This is a genomic window from Streptomyces sp. NPDC003691 (genome assembly GCF_053981115.1).
The window spans coordinates 17,026-33,484 of record NZ_JBSFNQ010000003.1; the positions used below are offsets into that span (position 1 = coordinate 17,026).

Consider the following 16,459-nt stretch of genomic DNA (forward strand, 5'->3'; position numbering starts at 1 on the left):
CCGGCGGGGTGCACACCGGACGGACCGGTGCCGGGCGGGGCCGGGCAGACTGAGGGGCGGCCGGGGTGTACCGGCGGACGAGTGCGAGGGTGAGGACGGGACGTATGGCGGGGGAACGGATCCGTGTGGTCATCGCGGATGACGAGCCGCTGATCAGGGCCGGTATCCGGATGATTCTCACCTCGGACCGGCAGATCGATGTGGTGGCCGAGGCGGCCGACGGCCGGGAGGCCGTGGAGGCCGTGCGCTCGCACGGCGCGGATGTGGTGCTGCTGGACATCCGGATGCCGGTGATGGACGGGCTGACCGCCATGGCGGAGCTGCGGCGGGTGGTGCCCGGTACCAGGGTGATCATTCTGACCACCTTCGGGGAGCGGGAGAACGTGCTGAGGGCCCTGGAGTCCGGCGGCGCGGGTTTTCTGCTGAAGGACACCGCGCCCGCGGAGCTGATCGCGGCGGTACGGGCCGCGGTGGCCGGTGACGCCTATCTCTCCCCCGCCGCCACCCGCCATGTGATCGACCAGCTGGCGACGGGCCGGGCGGCCGGCCGGGCCGAACAGGCCCGGTCGCGGATCGCCCAGCTGAGCGCCCGGGAACGGGATGTCCTGGCGCTGCTCGGCGAGGGGCTCTCCAATGCCGACGCCGGGCGGCGGCTGCATATGAGCGAGGCCACCGTGAAGACCTATGTCAGCCGGATCCTGGCGAAGCTGGAGTGCGAGAACCGGGTGCAGGCGGCGCTGCTGGCGCGGGACGCGGGGCTCGGCCCGCAGGAGTGACGGCGGGCGCCGCCTTTCCGGTGGCTTCCGGGTGGGCCTCCCAGTGGTGCTTCAGGCGGTACTTCAGATGCTGCTTCCGGGTGGGGCGGATCGCCCGGCGGTCCGTGGCCGGTCGCCGGGCCCGGTGTTTCACGTGAAACACGGCCCCGGCCCCGGGAAGGGACCGGGCCCGGGACGGAACCGGTGCCGGGGCGGGAGACATGACCCGGGCCCGGCCGGTGGCCCGGAGCTGTGACCCGGGCCGCGCCGGGGGCTGGGGGCGGAAGGGACAGGGCGGTACGGTCGGGGCGCCGGGAGACCGATCCCGGCCATGGATTCCAGCCGGGGTTCCGGCGTCCGGCGGTACGGAGCGGGGGAGGCGGCGCGTGATGGGCGGGGCTGAGACGGTGGCGACGGAGACGGGGGCGCCCGTGGTGGGCGGGGCGCGCGGACCGGCGGGGGTGTCGCCGGGCGGCGGTGTCCCGGCGTCCGCGGGGGCCGTGGGCGGGGAACCGGGCGGCGGTATACGCATACCGGCCGTACCCGGGTTCGCCCCGCGTGGAGCCACGGCGGCCTACGGCGCGGTGAGCGGGGCGGCGGCGAGCCCGAAGCAGCGGGGCAAGGCGCTGCGCGACCGGGTTCCGCGCTCCTCCCATGCGGCCCTGGTGCTGCCCGCGGGCCGTCCCGGTGCCGTGGAGGCCGTGGAGCAGTCCGGTCTGGGCCGGGTGCCGGAGCTGACGCCCATCCGGGTCGGGCGGATGGCGGCGTCGCCGTTCGCCTTCCTCCGGGGCGCGGCCGGGCTGATGGCGCACGATCTGGTGGGCACGCCGATGACGGGTATCGGTGCCCAGCTGTGCGGCGACGCCCATGCGGCGAACTTCGGCCTCTACGGGGATGCCCGCGGCCAGCTGGTCATGGACCTGAACGACTTCGACGAGACCGTGCCCGGGCCGTGGGAGTGGGATCTGAAGCGGCTGGCCGCGTCCCTGGTGCTCGCGGGCCGGGCGGCCGGGGCGGACGAGACAGTCTGCCGCAGTGCCGCCTTCGACGCCGTGGGTGCCTACCGGCGGACCCTGCGGCTGCTGGCCAGGATGCCCGCGCTGGACGCGTGGAACGCGATCGCGGACGAGGAACTGGTCTCGCACACCGACGCCCGTGACCTGATGGGCACGCTGGAGCGGGTGTCGGAGAAGGCCCGCAACAACACCAGCGCCCGGTTCGCGGCGAAGTCGACGGAGGCCGTACCGGACGGTGAGGGCGGTGGCCGGCGGTTCGTCGACGCTCCCCCGGTGCTGCGCCGGGTCCCGGACGCGGAGGCCGCGGTGGTGGCCGGCGCGCTGGCGGAGTATCTGACGACGGTGGCGCCGGACCGGCGGCCGTTGCTGGCGCGGTACGCGATCCACGATGTGGCGTTCCGGGTGGTGGGCACGGGGAGCGTCGGCACCCGCTCGTACGTGGTGCTGCTGCTGGACCACCGCGGGGACGCACTGGTGCTCCAGGTGAAGGAGGCCCGGCCCTCGGCCCTGCTGCCGTATCTGCCTGCCGCCGGGTTTCCGGTGCCGGAGGCGGAGCACGAGGGGCGGCGGGTCGTCCTCGGGCAGAAGCGGATGCAGGTCGTCAGCGATCAGCTGCTGGGCTGGACCACGGTGGGCGGACGGCCCTTCCAGGTCAGGCAGTTCCGGAACCGGAAGGGCAGCGTGGATCCGGCCGAGCTCTCGCCGGGGCAGCTCGACGACTACGGCCGGATGACGGGTGCCCTGCTGGCGCGGGCCCATACGCACAGCGCGGACCCCCGGCTGCTCGCCGGGTACTGCGGCCGCAGCGAGGAGCTGGACGAGGCGGTGGCGGCCTTCGCGGTGCTCTACGCGGACCGTACGGAGGCGGACCACGCGGCTCTGGCGGCGGCGGTCAGGGACGGGCGCATCGCGGCCGAGCAGGGAGTGTGACGGGAGGGGGCGGCTCGCCCGTAGGCTGGGCGGGTGACCCAGGAAGCGCCCGGCGGGCCGGTGGCCCGTGACACCGGCCAGAACGCCGAACAGAACGCCGATCAGCAGGGTGCCCGGAACGAGTCCCCGGACCACGGCTCCGACGCGGTGGCGGAGAGTGCCGCCGGTGGCGGGCGGGAGACCGGTTCCGGGCCGGTGCCCGGTGCCCGCCCGGCCGGTGAGGAGCCCGGCTCCGGAGCCGGTACCGGGGGCGGTGCGGAGGACGCCGGGGCCGGTGAGCGGCCGGAGGCGCGGCTGGAGAAGGCCGTACGCGCCGCCGAGCAGGCGCTGATCGAGTTCGAGATCGCGGTGGAGACCTTCCGGGTGGAGGTGGAGAACTTCTCCCGGCTGCACCACCAGAAGCTCGGCCCCATGTACACGCGGCTGGACGAGCTGGAGGCGGAGATCGCGGAGGCCCGGGCGGCGCGCACGGGTGACCCCGGGGATCTGCTGAAGGCCCGGGAGGCCCGCGCGGCGGTGCTGCCGATGCCGGGCGTGGACGAGCTGTTCCACGGATGGATGGACGACAGCGGGATCTCGCCCGAGGCCGCCGCGATGCTGACCGGGCGGCAGGTGCGGGCGCCGCAGCGGGTGCGGCCGAGCGAGGAGGCCCGCCGCCTCTACCGTGAGCTGGCCCGTAAGGCGCATCCGGATCTGGCGCAGGACGAGTCCGAGCGGACCCGGCGCGAGGAGTTCCTCACCCGGGGCAACGCCGCCTACGCCCTGGGGGACGCGGAGGAACTGCGGCAGCTGATCGCCGAGTGGGACGCCGGTCCGCTGCCCGCCGATGCCGGCCTGGGCGGGGCCGAGGAGCTGTACGCCCGGCTGGAGTGGCTGGCCGAGCGCAAGGAACTGCTGGTCGTGATCGCCCGGGAGCTGGAGGACGGTGCCATTGGCTCGATGCTGCGGATGGCGCCGGACGACCCCGACCGGCTGCTGGACGAGATCGCCGATCAGTTGCTGGCCCAGGTCGCCGAGCGGGAGCGGGAGCTGGCCGCGCTCCTCGGTTAGGTTGGCCGGGGCCGTGAGTGTCCGGGTGCCGTCCGCGGGAGCGGTCGGACCGTTTGTGTACGAGAAGAGGCTTGATCCATGAATTTCGCCCCGCTGCCCACGGTGACGGTTGCCGAGGTGCCGGACGACGGGCTGATGCTGGACGTCCGCGAGGCGGACGAATGGCAGGCCGGCCATGTCGAGGGCGCACTGCATGTGCCGACGAGCGGCTTTGTGGCGCGCTTCGGTGAGGTGACCGAGGCTGCCGAGGACGGGCGGCGCCTCTATGTGATGTGCCGGTCCGGCGGCCGGTCCGCGCAGGTCACGGCCTATCTGGTCCAGCAGGGTATCGACGCGGTGAACATCGACGGCGGAATGTTCGCCTGGGAGGCCGCGGGCCGCCCGATGGTGACGGACGACGGCAGCCCCGCGATCGTGATCTGACCCCGGCGGCCGCCGCGGCACGGCTCCGGCCCGCCGTGGGCCCCGTGTCGGTCCGGGCCGGCCCGTGTTCAGTCCAGGGCGTGCGCGGCCAGCAGATCGCCGAGGGCCTCCTCATGGGAGGCTGCGGGGCCCAGGGACAGTTCGAGCTGTTTGGCCCAGGCGTGGTAGCGGTGGAGGGCGTATTCGGTGTCGGTGCCGAAGCCGCCGTGCAGATGCTGGGCCGTCTGGACGACCCTGCGTACGCCCTCGGAAGCCCAGATCTTGGCCACGGCAACATCTCCCGCGACCGGCAGCGGGCCGCCGGCCCCACTGCCGTCCGGGGTGGGGGTGAGCCGCCAGGCGGCCTGCCAGAGTGTGGCTTCCATCGCCCGCAGATCGATGAAGCGGTCCGCGGCCTGGACCGCGACCGCCTGGAAGGTGGCCACGGGGAAGCCGAACTGCTCGCGTTGCGCGGTGTAGTCGGCGGTCATCGCCAGTACCCGTTCGCCGATGCCGAGCGCGAGGGCGCAGACGCCGGTGGTGAGCAGCAGCCGCAGCCACTCCCAGGCCGCGCCGTCGTCGATCACGCGGTCCGCCGGTACCCGGACCGCGTCGAGGGTCACCTCGGCATGGCGCTCGCCGCTGGTGGAGAACTGGTCGGCGAGGCGGACGCCCGGCCGGCCGGGTTCGACCAGGGCGAGCACGGCATGTCCCCCGCCGGTGTGCGCCGGGATCGCGATCAGCTTGGCCGAATGGGCCCAGGGCACCGCGGTATGGAGTCCGTCGAGAACCCAGCCGGCCGCCTCGCCGCCCGTGCCGTCCCCTCCGTCCCCGCGGCCTCCGCCGTCCTTGCCGTCCTTGCCGTCGGTCGTCCGCCGTGCGGTGACGGCCAGTTCGGCGGGGTCGTGGCCGGTACGGCCGCCGGTGGCGGCGGTGAGCACGCAGTCGCCCCGGCCCACCCGGGGCAGCAGCTCCGCCCGCAGTCCGGGGGAGCCGTAGCGCTCGACGGTCATGGCCACCGCGCAGGTCTCCAGCAGGGGCACCCGGGCGAGCACTTTCGCCGCCTCACGCAGCACCAGCGCGAGCGCGACCGGGTCGGGCCCGGCGCCGCCGTACTCCTCGGACAGCACCAGGCTCAGCAGATCGGCCGATGCGAGGCCCGCCCAGAGCGGCCGGTCGAAGGTCTCGGCGACCGCCCCCGGAGTGAGTGCCGGGCTGGGCACACCGTCCGGGGCGGTCTTCGAGAACACCGCCTTCGCCGCCTCGGCGGCGGCCTGCTGCTCCTCGGTGAAGGTGAAGTCCACAGCACTGCCCTCCCGTGCGCCGGGCCGGCCCGGCAGCGGATCTGACGGACCGTCAAGATAGGGCAGTGCTGCGGAAATGACCACAGGCGGGACGGCTCGGTGCGGACCCGCGGTGGGAAGGCCGACGATGAGGAGACGACAGTGACGGGCCGACGGTGACGCTCCGACAGTGAACGGGGCTCGCGGTCAGCGGTCGAAGTCCAGCTCGACCTCCGGTGTCACCGGGTGGGACTGGCAGGCCAGCACATAGCCCGCCTCCGTCTCCTCGGGCTCCAGGGCGAAGTTCCGGTCCATCCGGACCTCGCCGGAGACCAGGAACGCCCGACAGGTGCCGCAGACACCGCCCTTGCAGGCAAACGGTGCGTCCGCCCGGCTGCGCAGCACCGTCTCCAGAAGGGACTCCCGCTCGCGGACGGCCCAGTTGCCGGAGCGGCCGTGGAGGGTCGCCGTGAGCACGGCCCGGTCCGGCGCGGGCAGCGGCGCGGGGGCGGGCGCCGAACCGTCGTCGACATGGAAGATCTCCTGGTGGATCCGGGACCGGTCGACACCGAGCCCGCGCAGGGCCCGCTCGGTCTCCGTCACCAGTCCGAGGGGGCCGCACAGGAACCAGCCGTCTATCCCGGACACCGGCAGCAGCGAGGGCAGCAGGGACGTCAGCCGCTCGCGGTCCAGCCGGCCGGACGGCAGACCGGCGGACTGTTCCTCCCGGGAGAGCGCCGTGACCAGGTGGAAACGGTCCGGATAGCGGTCCTTGAGATCGGCCACTTCGTCCAGGAACATCGTCGACGCCACGGTCCGGTCGCTGCGGATCAGACAGAACCGGGCCGCCGGTTCCCGGGCGAGCAGCGTTGTGGCCATGGAGAGCACGGGAGTGATACCGCTGCCGCCGACGACCGCCGCGAAGTAGCCGGGCCGGGGGACCAGCCGGAACCGTCCGGTCGGCGGCATCACCTCCACCACATCGCCGACGGAAAGCTCCTTCAGGGCCCAGGTGGAGAACGCGCCGCCGTCGACCAGCCGGATGCCCACCCGGAGCACGGGCGGGGCGGAGTCCTCCGCACCGGCCGCCGGGGTGCAGACCGAGTAGGTCCGCCGCAATTCCTCGCCGTCGACCGTACGGCGCAGGGCGAGGTGCTGGCCGGGGGTGTGCCGGAACTCGGCGGCCAGTTCGGGCGGGACCTCGAAACCGACGGCGACCGCGTCGTCCGTGAGCCGTTCGACCTCGCGGACCCGGAGCGGATGGAACATCTACAACTCCTTGAAGTGGTCGAAGGGTTCACGGCAGGAGACACAGCGGCGCAGCGCCTTGCAGGCGGTGGAGGAGAACCTGCTGAGCAGCTCCGTCCCGGTCGAGCCGCAGTGGGGACAGCGGACCGAGAGTCCCACCGGGACCGGCCCGGACGCCGCGTGCGGACGGGGCGGGGCGATACCCGACTCCGCCAGCTTGCGCCGCCCTTCGGCGGTGATGTCGTCCGTCGACCAGGCGGGCGAGAGCACGGTGACCACCGATACCTCGGCCATCCCGTGCGCGAGCAGCGCCTGTTCGATGTCGGTGCTCATGGTCTCGACGGCGGGACAGCCCGTATATGTCGGGGTCAGGGCCACCTTCACCCGGCCGGGGCCGAGGATCTGGACATCGCGCAGCACGCCCAGCTCGGCCAGGGAGAGCACCGGAAGCTCCGGATCGGGCACGGCTCCGGCGATCAGGCGCAGCTCGGCTTCCAGGCCGGTATCGCCGCCGGCCGGGCCGCCCGCGCCGCTCACGGCGGGCGGGGCGGGTGGTGCGGCGGGTGCCCGCACCGGTTCCCGGAGTGTGTCGCTCACCATGACGCCCCCGGGTGGCTGCGGTGGAGGTGCTGCATTTCGGCGAGCATCCGGCCGAAGGGTTCGGTGTGGATGCCCTGCCGGCCTTCGCCGGCCGTCCAGCCGCCGGTCCTGGGACCCTCGGGGACGGTGAGCGTGGCCCGGGTCAGTACGGCGGTCACGGAGGCCAGCCAGTCGGCCTCCAGCGCTGCCCCGTCGACCTCGGTTCCGGTGCCGGGCTCCGCCCCGGCCGCATGCACCAGGCCGGGGAAGGGCCGGAACGGCTCACCGGTGAACCGCCACAGCGTGTCGCAGGCGCGCCGCATCCGCCGTCGGCTCTCCTCGGTGCCGTCGCCCAGCCGGAGCGTCCACTGCTCGGCGTGGTCGCGGTGGTAGGCGACTTCCTTGACCGCCTTGGCCGCGAGCGGGGTGAACGGTCCGGCCGTGGCGGCCAGCCGCTGGTAGAGAAGGTGCTGGTAGGTGGAGAAGAACAGCTGGCGGGCGATGGTGTGAGCGAAGTCGCCGTTCGGCTGCTCGGCCAGCTGGAGGTTCCGGAAGGCGCGCTCCTCCCGGAGATAGGCGAGTTCGTCCTCGTCGCCGACGAGGGAGAGCAGGACCCGGGCCTGGCCCAGCAGGTCGAGGGCGATATTGGCGAGGGCGACCTCCTCCTCCAGCACGGGAGCGTGCCCCGCCCACTCCCCCAGCCGGTGCGAGAGCACGAGGGCGTCGTCGCCGAGGGCGAGGGCTGCCTCGCGCAGCGGACCCGCCACGGGCGCCGTGGGCGCTCCTTCCGCGGTGGCTGTCACAGGTGCTTCACCCCCTCGGGGATCTCGTAGAAGGTGGGATGGCGGTAGGGCTTGTCGGCGGAGGGCTCGAAGAAGGAGTCCCGCTCGTCGGGTGAGGATGCGGTGACTGCGGTCGAGGGCACCACCCAGATCGACACGCCCTCGTTGCGCCGGGTGTAGAGGTCGCGGGCATTGCGCAGGGCCATCTCCGCGTCCGGCGCGTGCAGGCTGCCGGCGTGGGTGTGGGAGAGGCCGCGCCGGGACCGGACGAAGACCTCCCACAGGGGCCAGTCACTCGAACTGCTCATGCCGTCGCCTCCCGGGGGGCCGTGCTGTCGTGGCCGGTGCTCTCTGCGGAGCTGTCTGCGGATGCCGTGTGCCGACGGGCGGCGGGGGCCTCCGGCGCGGCGGCGGGTGCGTGCCCGGCGGCATGGGCCGCCGCGGCGGCCCGCACCCAGGCGCCTTCTTCATGGGCCCGGCGCCGCTGCGCGAGCCGCTCCTCGTTGCAGGGGCCGTTGCCCCGGAGGACGGCCTGGAACTCCGCCCAGTCGATCGCGCCGAAGTCGTGGTGCCCGCGCTCCTCGTTCCACCGGAGGTCCGGGTCGGGGAGGGTCAGACCGAGGCTCTCGGCCTGGGGGACGCAGATGTCCACGAAGCGCTGCCGCAACTCGTCGTTGGAGTGGCGTTTGATCTTCCAGGCCATGGACTGCGCGGAGTGCGCCGACTCGTCGTCGGGCGGGCCGAACATCATCAGGGACGGCCACCACCAGCGGTCCACCGCGTCCTGCGCCATGGCGTGCTGGGCGGGGGTGCCGCGGGAGAGGGCGAGCAGCAGCTCGTACCCCTGGCGCTGGTGGAACGACTCCTCCTTGCAGATCCGGACCATCGCGCGGGCGTACGGACCGTAGGAGCAGCGGCAGAGCGGCACCTGGTTGGTGATGGCGGCGCCGTCGACGAGCCAGCCGATGGCGCCGACGTCGGCCCAGGTCAGCGTCGGATAGTTGAAGATCGACGAATAGCGCTGGCGGCCGGAGTGGAGCTTGTCGAGCAGTTCGTCCCGGCCGACGCCCAGGGTCTCCGCCGCGCTGTACAGATAGAGCCCGTGGCCCGCCTCGTCCTGCACCTTCGCCATGAGGATCGCCTTGCGGCGCAGCGAGGGCGCCCGGCTGATCCAGTTGGCCTCGGGCTGCATGCCGATGATCTCGGAGTGCGCGTGCTGGGCCATCTGGCGGACCAGGGTGGCCCGGTACGCCTCGGGCATCCAGTCGCGCGGCTCGATGCGCTCGTCCGCGGCCACGGCCGCGTCGAAGACCTCCTGCGGGGTCCCGCCGCCGGAGCCGTCACCGGGCGGCGACCCGTACATCTCCGGCGTATCCGCCGTCACTGACGTCATCCGAACCCCCTACCGACCGATCGTTCGGTTCATTGACTTCAATGGTGAGTCGGCGGCCCTTAAGGTGTCAACCCTGTGGATAACCGAGGTGGTACCGGCGGGATCGGGGCGGGATGGACTCCTACGAGCACGAAGGCGCACAGGAACCGGGCGGCCGTCGGCCGGATTCACCGCCGGACACCGCGCCCCAATCGTCCGACGCCCGGGCCGGCCGCCGCTTCGGCCTGCGGAAACGGGAGACGGCACCGGCGGGCGGGCCATCGGCGGCCGACCCTGCCGCCGATCGGGTGACCGCCTCCCCGGACGGCATCGACGGCCCGGCGGCCGTCCGGCCCACCGAGCCCACCAAGCCCGCCGAGGCGACTGAGCCCACCGAGCACACCGGGACGGACACCGGCGCGGAAGGTGACGCGGAAGGCGGGACGGCCGCCGGGGAGGGCGGTCCGGACGGAGGGGGCACCGCGGGCGCGGCGCCCCGGACCGGGATAGCCGCGCTCTCGCTTCCGTACCAGATCACCGCCGCCGTCGCCCTCGGGCTGGTCGCCCTGGTCGCCGGTGTGCATCTGCTGCTGGTCTTTCTGCACGTCGCCCCCTCCAACACCGCGACCAAGCAGTACAGCGAGGCGATCGACTCCTGGGTCTATCCCGAGTTCGAGCAGAACTGGAAGCTCTTCGCACCCAATCCGCTCCAGCAGAACATCCGGATCCAGGTGAAGGCGGAGCTGACCACCGGTGACGGCGGCAAGAAGACCACGGAGTGGATCGATCTGACCGCCGGCGACATCGCCGAGATCCGCGGCAATCTGCTCCCCGGCCACACCCTGCAGAATCTGCTCCGCCGCTCCTGGGACTTCTACACCGGTTCGCACGACGACAAGAACCGCGCCACCGGCCCCAGGGGGGCGCTCGCCCAGTCCTATCTGAAGCGCGTCGTGATGTTCCGGCTGGACAAGTACCACGGCCTCGGCGCCGAGGTGGAGCGGATACAGGTCCGTTCCGAGACGGAGCTGGTGGAGCCCCCGTCGTGGTCGAAGGAGAAGAACGACACCCGGCCCGTCCACCGGACGCTGCCGTGGTGGAACATCACGGCCGAGGACCGGCCGCTGGGCGCCGGGGTCCGCGCGGCGGGCCCCGCCTTCCCGGGGACCGGCCCCGCGGCGGGCATACGGATCGGCGAGCGCACGGAGGCGGCCCGATGAGCGGCACGGCAGGCGGCCAGGCCGCGCAGCGGACCGGCACCCCCGGGGACAGCGGTACCCCCGATACTCCCAATACCCAGGGTTCCCCCGGCGGCGAAGGCACCAGCAGGACCGCCGAGGTGCTCCAGAAGATCACCTCCACCACCCTCGGCCCCTACCAGAGCGCCGTCGTCCGGATCGGGTTCTCGGCGACCTGGCTGTTCTATCTGCTCTGGGAGATCCCCACCCGCCATGAGCTGTACGGCCCGGACGGGCCGTGGAGCTGGCAGATGGCGGACCGGTTCATCGCGACCAACGACGCCTTCACCGTCCTGATGTGGTCGGACAGCGAATTCTGGTTCGAGATCGTCTACTTCGCGGCCGTACTGGCGAGCCTGCTGCTCTGTCTCGGCTGGCGCACCCGCACCATGTCGGCGCTCTTCATGGTCGGGGTGCTGTCCCTCCAGAACCGGTCGATCTTCGTGGGCGACGGCGGCGACAACGTCATCCATCTGATGGCGATCTACCTCCTGGTCACCCGCTGCGGACAGGTGTGGTCGCTGGACGCCCGCCGGGCCGCGCGGAGCGCGCCGGACGCTCCCGACCGGGTGGGGCCGGTGCTCTGGGTGATCACCGGAACCCTGCTGGTCATCGCCTCCCTGGAGAACCGGACGGGTCTGTTCATCCTGCTTGTGCTCTGGGGTGTCTGGGTCGGGGTGGCCCTGTGGGCACTGGCGAACCGGCTCGGAGCGCACAGCCAGCCCAGGATCCTGCTCGACTGTCTGGCCAATCTGGGCCATAACGCCGGACTCGTCGTGATCATGGCCGAGGTCTGTCTGATCTACGCCACGGCCGGCTGGTACAAGATCCAGGGCTCCCGCTGGCAGGACGGAACCGCGCTCTACTACCCCCTCAACCTGGACTACTTCACCCCCTGGCCCGCGCTCTCCGATCTGCTGGCCGCCAACGGGCTGATGGTGCTGGCGCTGACCTACGGCACCGTGATCGTGCAGGTCGCCTTCCCCTTCACCCTCTTCAACCGGCGGGTGAAGAACGTCCTGCTCGTGGTGATGATCGCGGAGCATGCCGGGATCGCGATCATCCTCGGACTGCCGTTCTTCTCGCTGGCGATGATCGCCGCCGACGCCGTCTTCCTGCCGACCGCCTTCCTGGTCTGGCTGGGTGCCCGGGCGGCCGGTGGCCGCAACCGGCTGCTCTCCCGGTTCGGACGGAAGCCGGCCGCGGACCCCGGAACCCCCGGCGACACCGCGGACACCGGGCCCGGGGAAGCGCCCGGAGTGCCCGGGCAGCGGACCGGCGACACCGGACAGCCCCGTACGCTCGTGGGGTGAGCACCACCCGAGACACCAGCCCCGAAGCCGCCCCGGCCACCTCCTCCGGTCCTGATGCCGGAGCCGCCGGGGCGGCCGGGATACCGGCCGCCGGTGAGCCGGTGCAGTACGACGAGGGCTACGGGCCGGAGATCGGTGTCGGACCGCATCCGCTGCCGTGGCCCGAGGACGAACGGTACGACCCGGAGCTGCTGGCCGCGGGCGACCGCCGCAATGTGACCGACCGCTACCGCTACTGGACGCGGGAGGCCGTCGTCGCGGACCTGGACACCCGGCGGCACGATTTCCATATCGCCGTGGAGAACTGGAGCCACGACTTCAACATCGGCTCCGTGGTCCGCACGGCCAACGCCTTCCTCGCCCGCGAGGTGCATATCGTCGGCCGCCGCCGCTGGAACCGCCGCGGCGCCATGGTCACCGACCGCTACCAGCATGTCCGCCACCACCCGGACACCGAGTCCCTGACCCGCTGGGCGGCGGACGAGGGACTGCCGGTCATCGGGATCGACAACCTCCCCGGCGCCGTACCGCTGGAGCGGACCGTGCTGCCGCGCCGCTGTGTGCTGCTCTTCGGCCAGGAGGGGCCCGGACTGACGGAAGAGGCCCGGAAGCACGCCGCCATGGTCTGCTCCATCGCGCAGTTCGGTTCGACCCGGTCGATCAACGCGGGGGCCGCCGCCGCGATCGCCATGCACGCCTGGGTACAGCGGTACGCGGAGATCCCCGGCCCCTCCTGACGGCACCCGCCCCGCCCCGCGCCCCGGAAGGGTGCCGGACGGCGGACCGGGGCCGCGGGGCCGGGCAGTGGCGGAACCGCCGCCACCCCGGCCCGGCGTGAGACCCGGCGTCACGCCTGGCGGCGGACCTCCACCACCCGGAACCGGTTGGCGACGAACGCCCCGTCGCACAGGGCCGCGTTCGCCGCGGGGTTGCCGCCGGAGCCGTGGAAGTCGGAGAACGCGGCGGTCTGGTTCACATACACCCCGCCCGTCAGATTCAGCGAGAGCTGCGCCGACTCCTCCAGACACACCTCCTCGACCGCCCGCTCGGTCTTCTCGGACGTCGTGTACGCGCCGACCGTCATGGCGCCCCGGTCGCGGATCGTGCGCCGCAGCAGCTCGACCGCCGCGGCCGTCGAGTCGACCGCCACCGCGAAGGAGACCGGGCCGAAGCACTCGTCGAGAAAGACGGACTCCGCGTCCGGCCCGGAGGCGTCCAGCCGGACGATGACCGGGGTGCGGACAACGGCGTCCGGGAAGTCCGGATGGGCGACGCTCCGCGAGGGCAGCGCGACCTCGCCCAGCTCCGCGGCGGCCTCCAGCCGGGCCCTGACATCCGGATTGACCAGCGCGCCCAGGACGGCATGGGCCCGCGCGTCGTCACCGAGGAGACCGCCTACCGCGGCCGCGAGGTCGTTCACCACGTCGTCGTAGGACTTGTGGCCCGCGTCGGTGGCGATGCCGTCGCGCGGGATCAGCAGATTCTGCGGGGTGGTGCACATCTGGCCGCTGTAGAGGGAGAGGGAGAAGGCCAGATTGGAGAGCATGCCCCGGTAGTCGTCGGTGGAGTCGACGACGACCGTGTTCACCCCGGCCTTCTCGGTGTAGACCTGGGCCTGGCGGGCGTGGGTCTCCAGCCAGTCTCCGAAGGCGCTGGAGCCCGTGTAGTCGATGATCCGGACCTCGGGGCGCAGGGCGAGGGTCTTGGCGATGCCCTCACCGGGGTGCTCGGCGGCCAGGGCCACCAGATTCGGGTCGAACCCCGATTCGGCGAGCACCTCGCGGGCGGCCCGGACGGTCAGCGCCAGCGGGAGGACCGCGCGGGGATGCGGCTTGACCAGCACCGGATTGCCGGTGGCCAGGGAGGCGAAAAGCCCCGGATAGCCGTTCCAGGTGGGGAAGGTGTTGCAGCCGATGACCAGGGCGATACCGCGCCCCGCCGTGGTGAACGACTTGTGCAGCTTCAGGGGGTCGCGCTTGCCCTGCGGCTTGGACCAGTCGGCGGTCTCCGGGGTGCGGGTCTGTTCCAGATAGGCGTACGCCGCCGCTTCCAGCCCGCGGTCCTGCGCATGCGGCCCGCCCGCCTGGAACGCCATCATGAACGCCTGGCCGGTGGTGTGCATCACGGCATGGGCGAACTCGTGCGTCCGGGCGCTGATCCGCGCGAGGATCTCCAGACAGACCAGGGCGCGCCGCTCCGGACCGGCCTCGCGCCAGGCGGGGACGGCCTCGCGCATGGCGGGCAGCAGGACGTCCGGGTCGGCATGGGGGTATTCGATGCGCAGCTCGGGGCCGTACGGGGAGACTTCGCCGCCCGCCCAGCCGTCGGTGCCGGGCTGGTCCAGGTCGAAGCGGGTGCCCTGGAGCGCTTCGAAGGCCGCCAGGCCGTCCGCGGGGGCGCTCTCCCCGTATGCCTTGGGGTGCTCGGGATGGGGGGACCAGTAGGCCCGGGTGCGAATCGCTTCGAGGGCCTGGTCGAGCGTCGCCCGGTGGCCGGTCAGCTGGGCGGTATCGGTCAGCGTCATGACGGACCAACTCCTCGTCGAGCTGGGCGGGGATGAGTGGACAGAGTTAGAGTAACCGAACGATCGGTCGGTACAAGGGGGCCTGTCGAAGCTGTGGAAAACTCATCGGGGAGGATCACCTCCATGACCGCCATCGAGCACGGGACCGCCGGCGCCCAGTGCGCCGCGGCAGGCCGGGAGACCGGTGTTTCCGGCGTTCCCGCCGCTTCCGTGGCCTCTCCCGGCCGGAGCCGTACGGTCGTGATGCCGGCCGATGCCCCCGCCGGTGCGGTCGTCCGCGGCACGGCCGCCGAGGAGGACGCCGACACCGTGATAGGCGGCGGCGCCCGGCACCACCCGGGGCCGTTCGGCGGCTGGGAACGGAGGCTGCCCGCGGGCCGGGCCCGGCGGTTGCCGGAGAACCTCCACTCGTACGTGCCCACGGGGCGTTGCGCGCCGGGGCAGGCGCTCTGCCGGCGGACTTTCGAAGACGAGGGAGCGGACCGATGACCACCGCGAAGCGGGACACCTACACCCCGGAGACGCTGCTGACCGTCGCGGTCCGCATCTTCAACGAACGCGGTTACGACGGCACCTCCATGGAGCATCTGTCGCAGGCGGCGGGTATCTCCAAATCGTCCATCTACCACCATGTGGCGGGCAAGGAGGAGCTGCTGCGGCGGGCGGTGAGCCGGGCGATCGACGCGCTGTTCGCGATCCTGGAGGAGACCGGGGCGCAGCGCGGCCGGGCCGTGGAACGGGTCGAGTACGTGGTCCGGCGGACGGTTCAGGTGCTGGTCGCCGACCTGCCCTATGTGACGCTGCTGCTGCGGGTGCGGGGCAACACCAAGACGGAGCGGTGGGCCATGGAGCGCCGCCGGGAGTTCGACCAGCGGGTGGTGGACCTGCTGCGGGCGGCGGCGGCCGAGGGCGATCTGCGCGCCGATGTGGACATCCGGCTCGCCACCAGGCTGCTCTTCGGCATGGTGAACTCGCTGGTCGAGTGGTACCGGCCGCATCCGGGCGGCGGCTGGGAGGGCGACCAGGTGGCCGACGCGGTGGTACGGATGGCCTTCGACGGGCTGCGGACGGTGGAGGGGCCGCGTACGGCGTGAGCCGTGGCGGTGCCCGGCCGGTGGCGGGCGCGGGCGGTTCCTGGGCGGGCCCGGTCGCGGGTGGTTCTCGGGCGGTTCTCGGGCGGGCCCGGGCGCGAGCGGGCCCGGGTGGTTCCTGGGTGGTTTGGGTGGCCGGGGGGTGGTCCGGGCGGTCCGGGTGGCCGCGGGCGGTGTCAGAAGCCGTCTTCGTCCGGCGCTACGGCGGGCCCCGGCAGCCCCGGGCCCTGGTCCAGATCGGTCTCCTCGAAGACCAGCAGGGTGCGGGTGGAGAGCACCTCCGGCATGGACTGGAGACGGGTGAGCACCAACTCGCGCAGGGTCCGGTTGTCCCGGGTGTGGACCAGGAGCAGTACGTCGAAATCGCCGCTGACCAGTGCGATGTGGGTGGCGCCCGGCAGCTTTTCGAGCTGTTCGCGGACCGTGCGCCAGGAATTCTGGACGATCTTGAGGGTGATGTAGGCCGAGGCGCCCTGACCGGCCCGCTCATGGTCGATCCGGGCGCTGAAGCCGCGGATCACGCCGTCGTCGAGGAGGCGGTTGATCCGGGCGTACGCATTGGCGCGGGAAACATGGACCCGTTCGGCCACGGAGCGTATCGACGCCCGTCCGTCGGCCCGGAGGATCCGCAGGATGTCCCGGTCGACGGCGTCGAGCGGGCGGGCGGCGGGCCCCTGTCCGGTTCGGACCCCGTCGGCGGCCATTTGTTCAGCTTCCATGTCCCCCCGCTCTGCCGGTATGGACGACCTGTGCCCATCACAGGCTGTGGAGAACCGTTTGTCCACAGGCTGAGGCCGCCTGTAGCCAAATTGCGCCGACGACCGAACAATCGGTAGGTGAGGCGGACCACAGCCGGCCGTCTCCTTCACCGCCCCC

At 72.6% G+C, this 16,459-nt stretch carries 17 protein-coding genes; 9 read left to right on the plus strand and 8 right to left on the minus strand.

The features are described from left to right. The first annotated feature begins 104 nt into the window (after positions 1-104). The 4 genes from ACWDR0_RS02200 to ACWDR0_RS02215 all read left to right on the plus strand — a co-directional run bounded on the left by ACWDR0_RS02200 (position 105) and on the right by ACWDR0_RS02215 (position 4,174). Positions 105-776, plus strand: coding sequence for a response regulator (locus ACWDR0_RS02200; protein ID WP_456349688.1), 672 nt, complete (start codon positions 105-107; stop codon positions 774-776). 368 nt (positions 777-1,144) lie between these two features. Next, complete coding sequence (locus ACWDR0_RS02205) at positions 1,145-2,701, plus strand: DUF2252 domain-containing protein (protein ID WP_456349689.1); 1,557 nt, start codon at positions 1,145-1,147, stop codon at positions 2,699-2,701. 33 nt (positions 2,702-2,734) lie between these two features. Then, positions 2,735-3,751 (plus strand): hypothetical protein, encoded by a 1,017-nt coding sequence (locus ACWDR0_RS02210; RefSeq protein WP_456349690.1) that lies wholly within the window; start codon positions 2,735-2,737, stop codon positions 3,749-3,751. A 78-nt stretch (positions 3,752-3,829) separates the two neighbouring features. After that, entirely contained in the window at positions 3,830-4,174 is a 345-nt protein-coding gene (locus ACWDR0_RS02215; protein ID WP_456349691.1) for a rhodanese-like domain-containing protein, read from the plus strand. Between the two features lie 68 nt (positions 4,175-4,242). Here the strand turns inward: ACWDR0_RS02215 and ACWDR0_RS02220 are convergent, their stop codons facing one another. The 6 genes from ACWDR0_RS02220 to paaA form a co-directional block, all read right to left on the minus strand. Next, positions 4,243-5,457: an acyl-CoA dehydrogenase family protein gene (locus tag ACWDR0_RS02220; RefSeq protein ID WP_456349692.1), complete on the minus strand. Its 1,215-nt coding sequence runs from the start codon at positions 5,455-5,457 to the stop codon at positions 4,243-4,245. Positions 5,458-5,643: 186 nt separating this feature from the next. Then, entirely contained in the window at positions 5,644-6,705 is a 1,062-nt protein-coding gene (locus ACWDR0_RS02225; RefSeq protein ID WP_456349693.1) for a 2Fe-2S iron-sulfur cluster-binding protein, read from the minus strand. Then, positions 6,706-7,284, minus strand: coding sequence for a 1,2-phenylacetyl-CoA epoxidase subunit PaaD (paaD, locus tag ACWDR0_RS02230; RefSeq protein WP_456349694.1), 579 nt, complete (start codon positions 7,282-7,284; stop codon positions 6,706-6,708). Further along, positions 7,278-8,066 (minus strand): 1,2-phenylacetyl-CoA epoxidase subunit PaaC, encoded by a 789-nt coding sequence (paaC, locus tag ACWDR0_RS02235; protein WP_456349695.1) that lies wholly within the window; start codon positions 8,064-8,066, stop codon positions 7,278-7,280. Before paaC ends, paaD begins: the two co-directional genes overlap by 7 nt. Next, positions 8,063-8,353: a 1,2-phenylacetyl-CoA epoxidase subunit PaaB gene (paaB, locus tag ACWDR0_RS02240; protein ID WP_456349696.1), complete on the minus strand. Its 291-nt coding sequence runs from the start codon at positions 8,351-8,353 to the stop codon at positions 8,063-8,065. The genes paaC and paaB overlap by 4 nt, the downstream gene beginning before the upstream one ends. Next, a complete protein-coding gene (paaA, locus tag ACWDR0_RS02245) occupies positions 8,350-9,438 on the minus strand; it encodes a 1,2-phenylacetyl-CoA epoxidase subunit PaaA (RefSeq protein WP_456349697.1) in 1,089 nt (362 codons plus the stop codon). Before paaA ends, paaB begins: the two co-directional genes overlap by 4 nt. Positions 9,439-9,725: 287 nt before the next feature. Here paaA and ACWDR0_RS02250 point away from each other — a divergent pair, with 287 nt between their 5' ends. From ACWDR0_RS02250 to ACWDR0_RS02260, 3 genes are all read left to right on the plus strand, one after another. Then, positions 9,726-10,637, plus strand: coding sequence for a DUF5819 family protein (locus tag ACWDR0_RS02250; protein ID WP_456349698.1), 912 nt, complete (start codon positions 9,726-9,728; stop codon positions 10,635-10,637). Next, a complete protein-coding gene (locus ACWDR0_RS02255) occupies positions 10,634-11,968 on the plus strand; it encodes an HTTM domain-containing protein (RefSeq protein ID WP_456349699.1) in 1,335 nt (444 codons plus the stop codon). The genes ACWDR0_RS02250 and ACWDR0_RS02255 overlap by 4 nt, the downstream gene beginning before the upstream one ends. A gap of 80 nt (positions 11,969-12,048) precedes the next feature. Then, complete coding sequence (locus ACWDR0_RS02260) at positions 12,049-12,705, plus strand: TrmH family RNA methyltransferase (protein ID WP_456349853.1); 657 nt, start codon at positions 12,049-12,051, stop codon at positions 12,703-12,705. A gap of 110 nt (positions 12,706-12,815) precedes the next feature. Here the strand turns inward: ACWDR0_RS02260 and paaN are convergent, their stop codons facing one another. Beyond that, entirely contained in the window at positions 12,816-14,492 is a 1,677-nt protein-coding gene (paaN, locus tag ACWDR0_RS02265) for a phenylacetic acid degradation protein PaaN (RefSeq protein WP_456349700.1), read from the minus strand. A gap of 123 nt (positions 14,493-14,615) precedes the next feature. Between paaN and ACWDR0_RS02270 the strand changes: the two genes are divergently transcribed. Together ACWDR0_RS02270 and ACWDR0_RS02275 are read left to right on the plus strand one after the other, a co-directional pair. Beyond that, positions 14,616-14,981 (plus strand): hypothetical protein, encoded by a 366-nt coding sequence (locus ACWDR0_RS02270; protein WP_456349701.1) that lies wholly within the window; start codon positions 14,616-14,618, stop codon positions 14,979-14,981. Continuing rightward, complete coding sequence (locus tag ACWDR0_RS02275; protein ID WP_456349702.1) at positions 14,978-15,586, plus strand: TetR/AcrR family transcriptional regulator; 609 nt, start codon at positions 14,978-14,980, stop codon at positions 15,584-15,586. The genes ACWDR0_RS02270 and ACWDR0_RS02275 overlap by 4 nt, the downstream gene beginning before the upstream one ends. 173 nt (positions 15,587-15,759) lie before the next feature. Here the strand turns inward: ACWDR0_RS02275 and ACWDR0_RS02280 are convergent, their stop codons facing one another. Next, positions 15,760-16,302 (minus strand): Lrp/AsnC family transcriptional regulator, encoded by a 543-nt coding sequence (locus tag ACWDR0_RS02280; RefSeq protein WP_456349703.1) that lies wholly within the window; start codon positions 16,300-16,302, stop codon positions 15,760-15,762. Positions 16,303-16,459 lie beyond the last annotated feature (157 nt).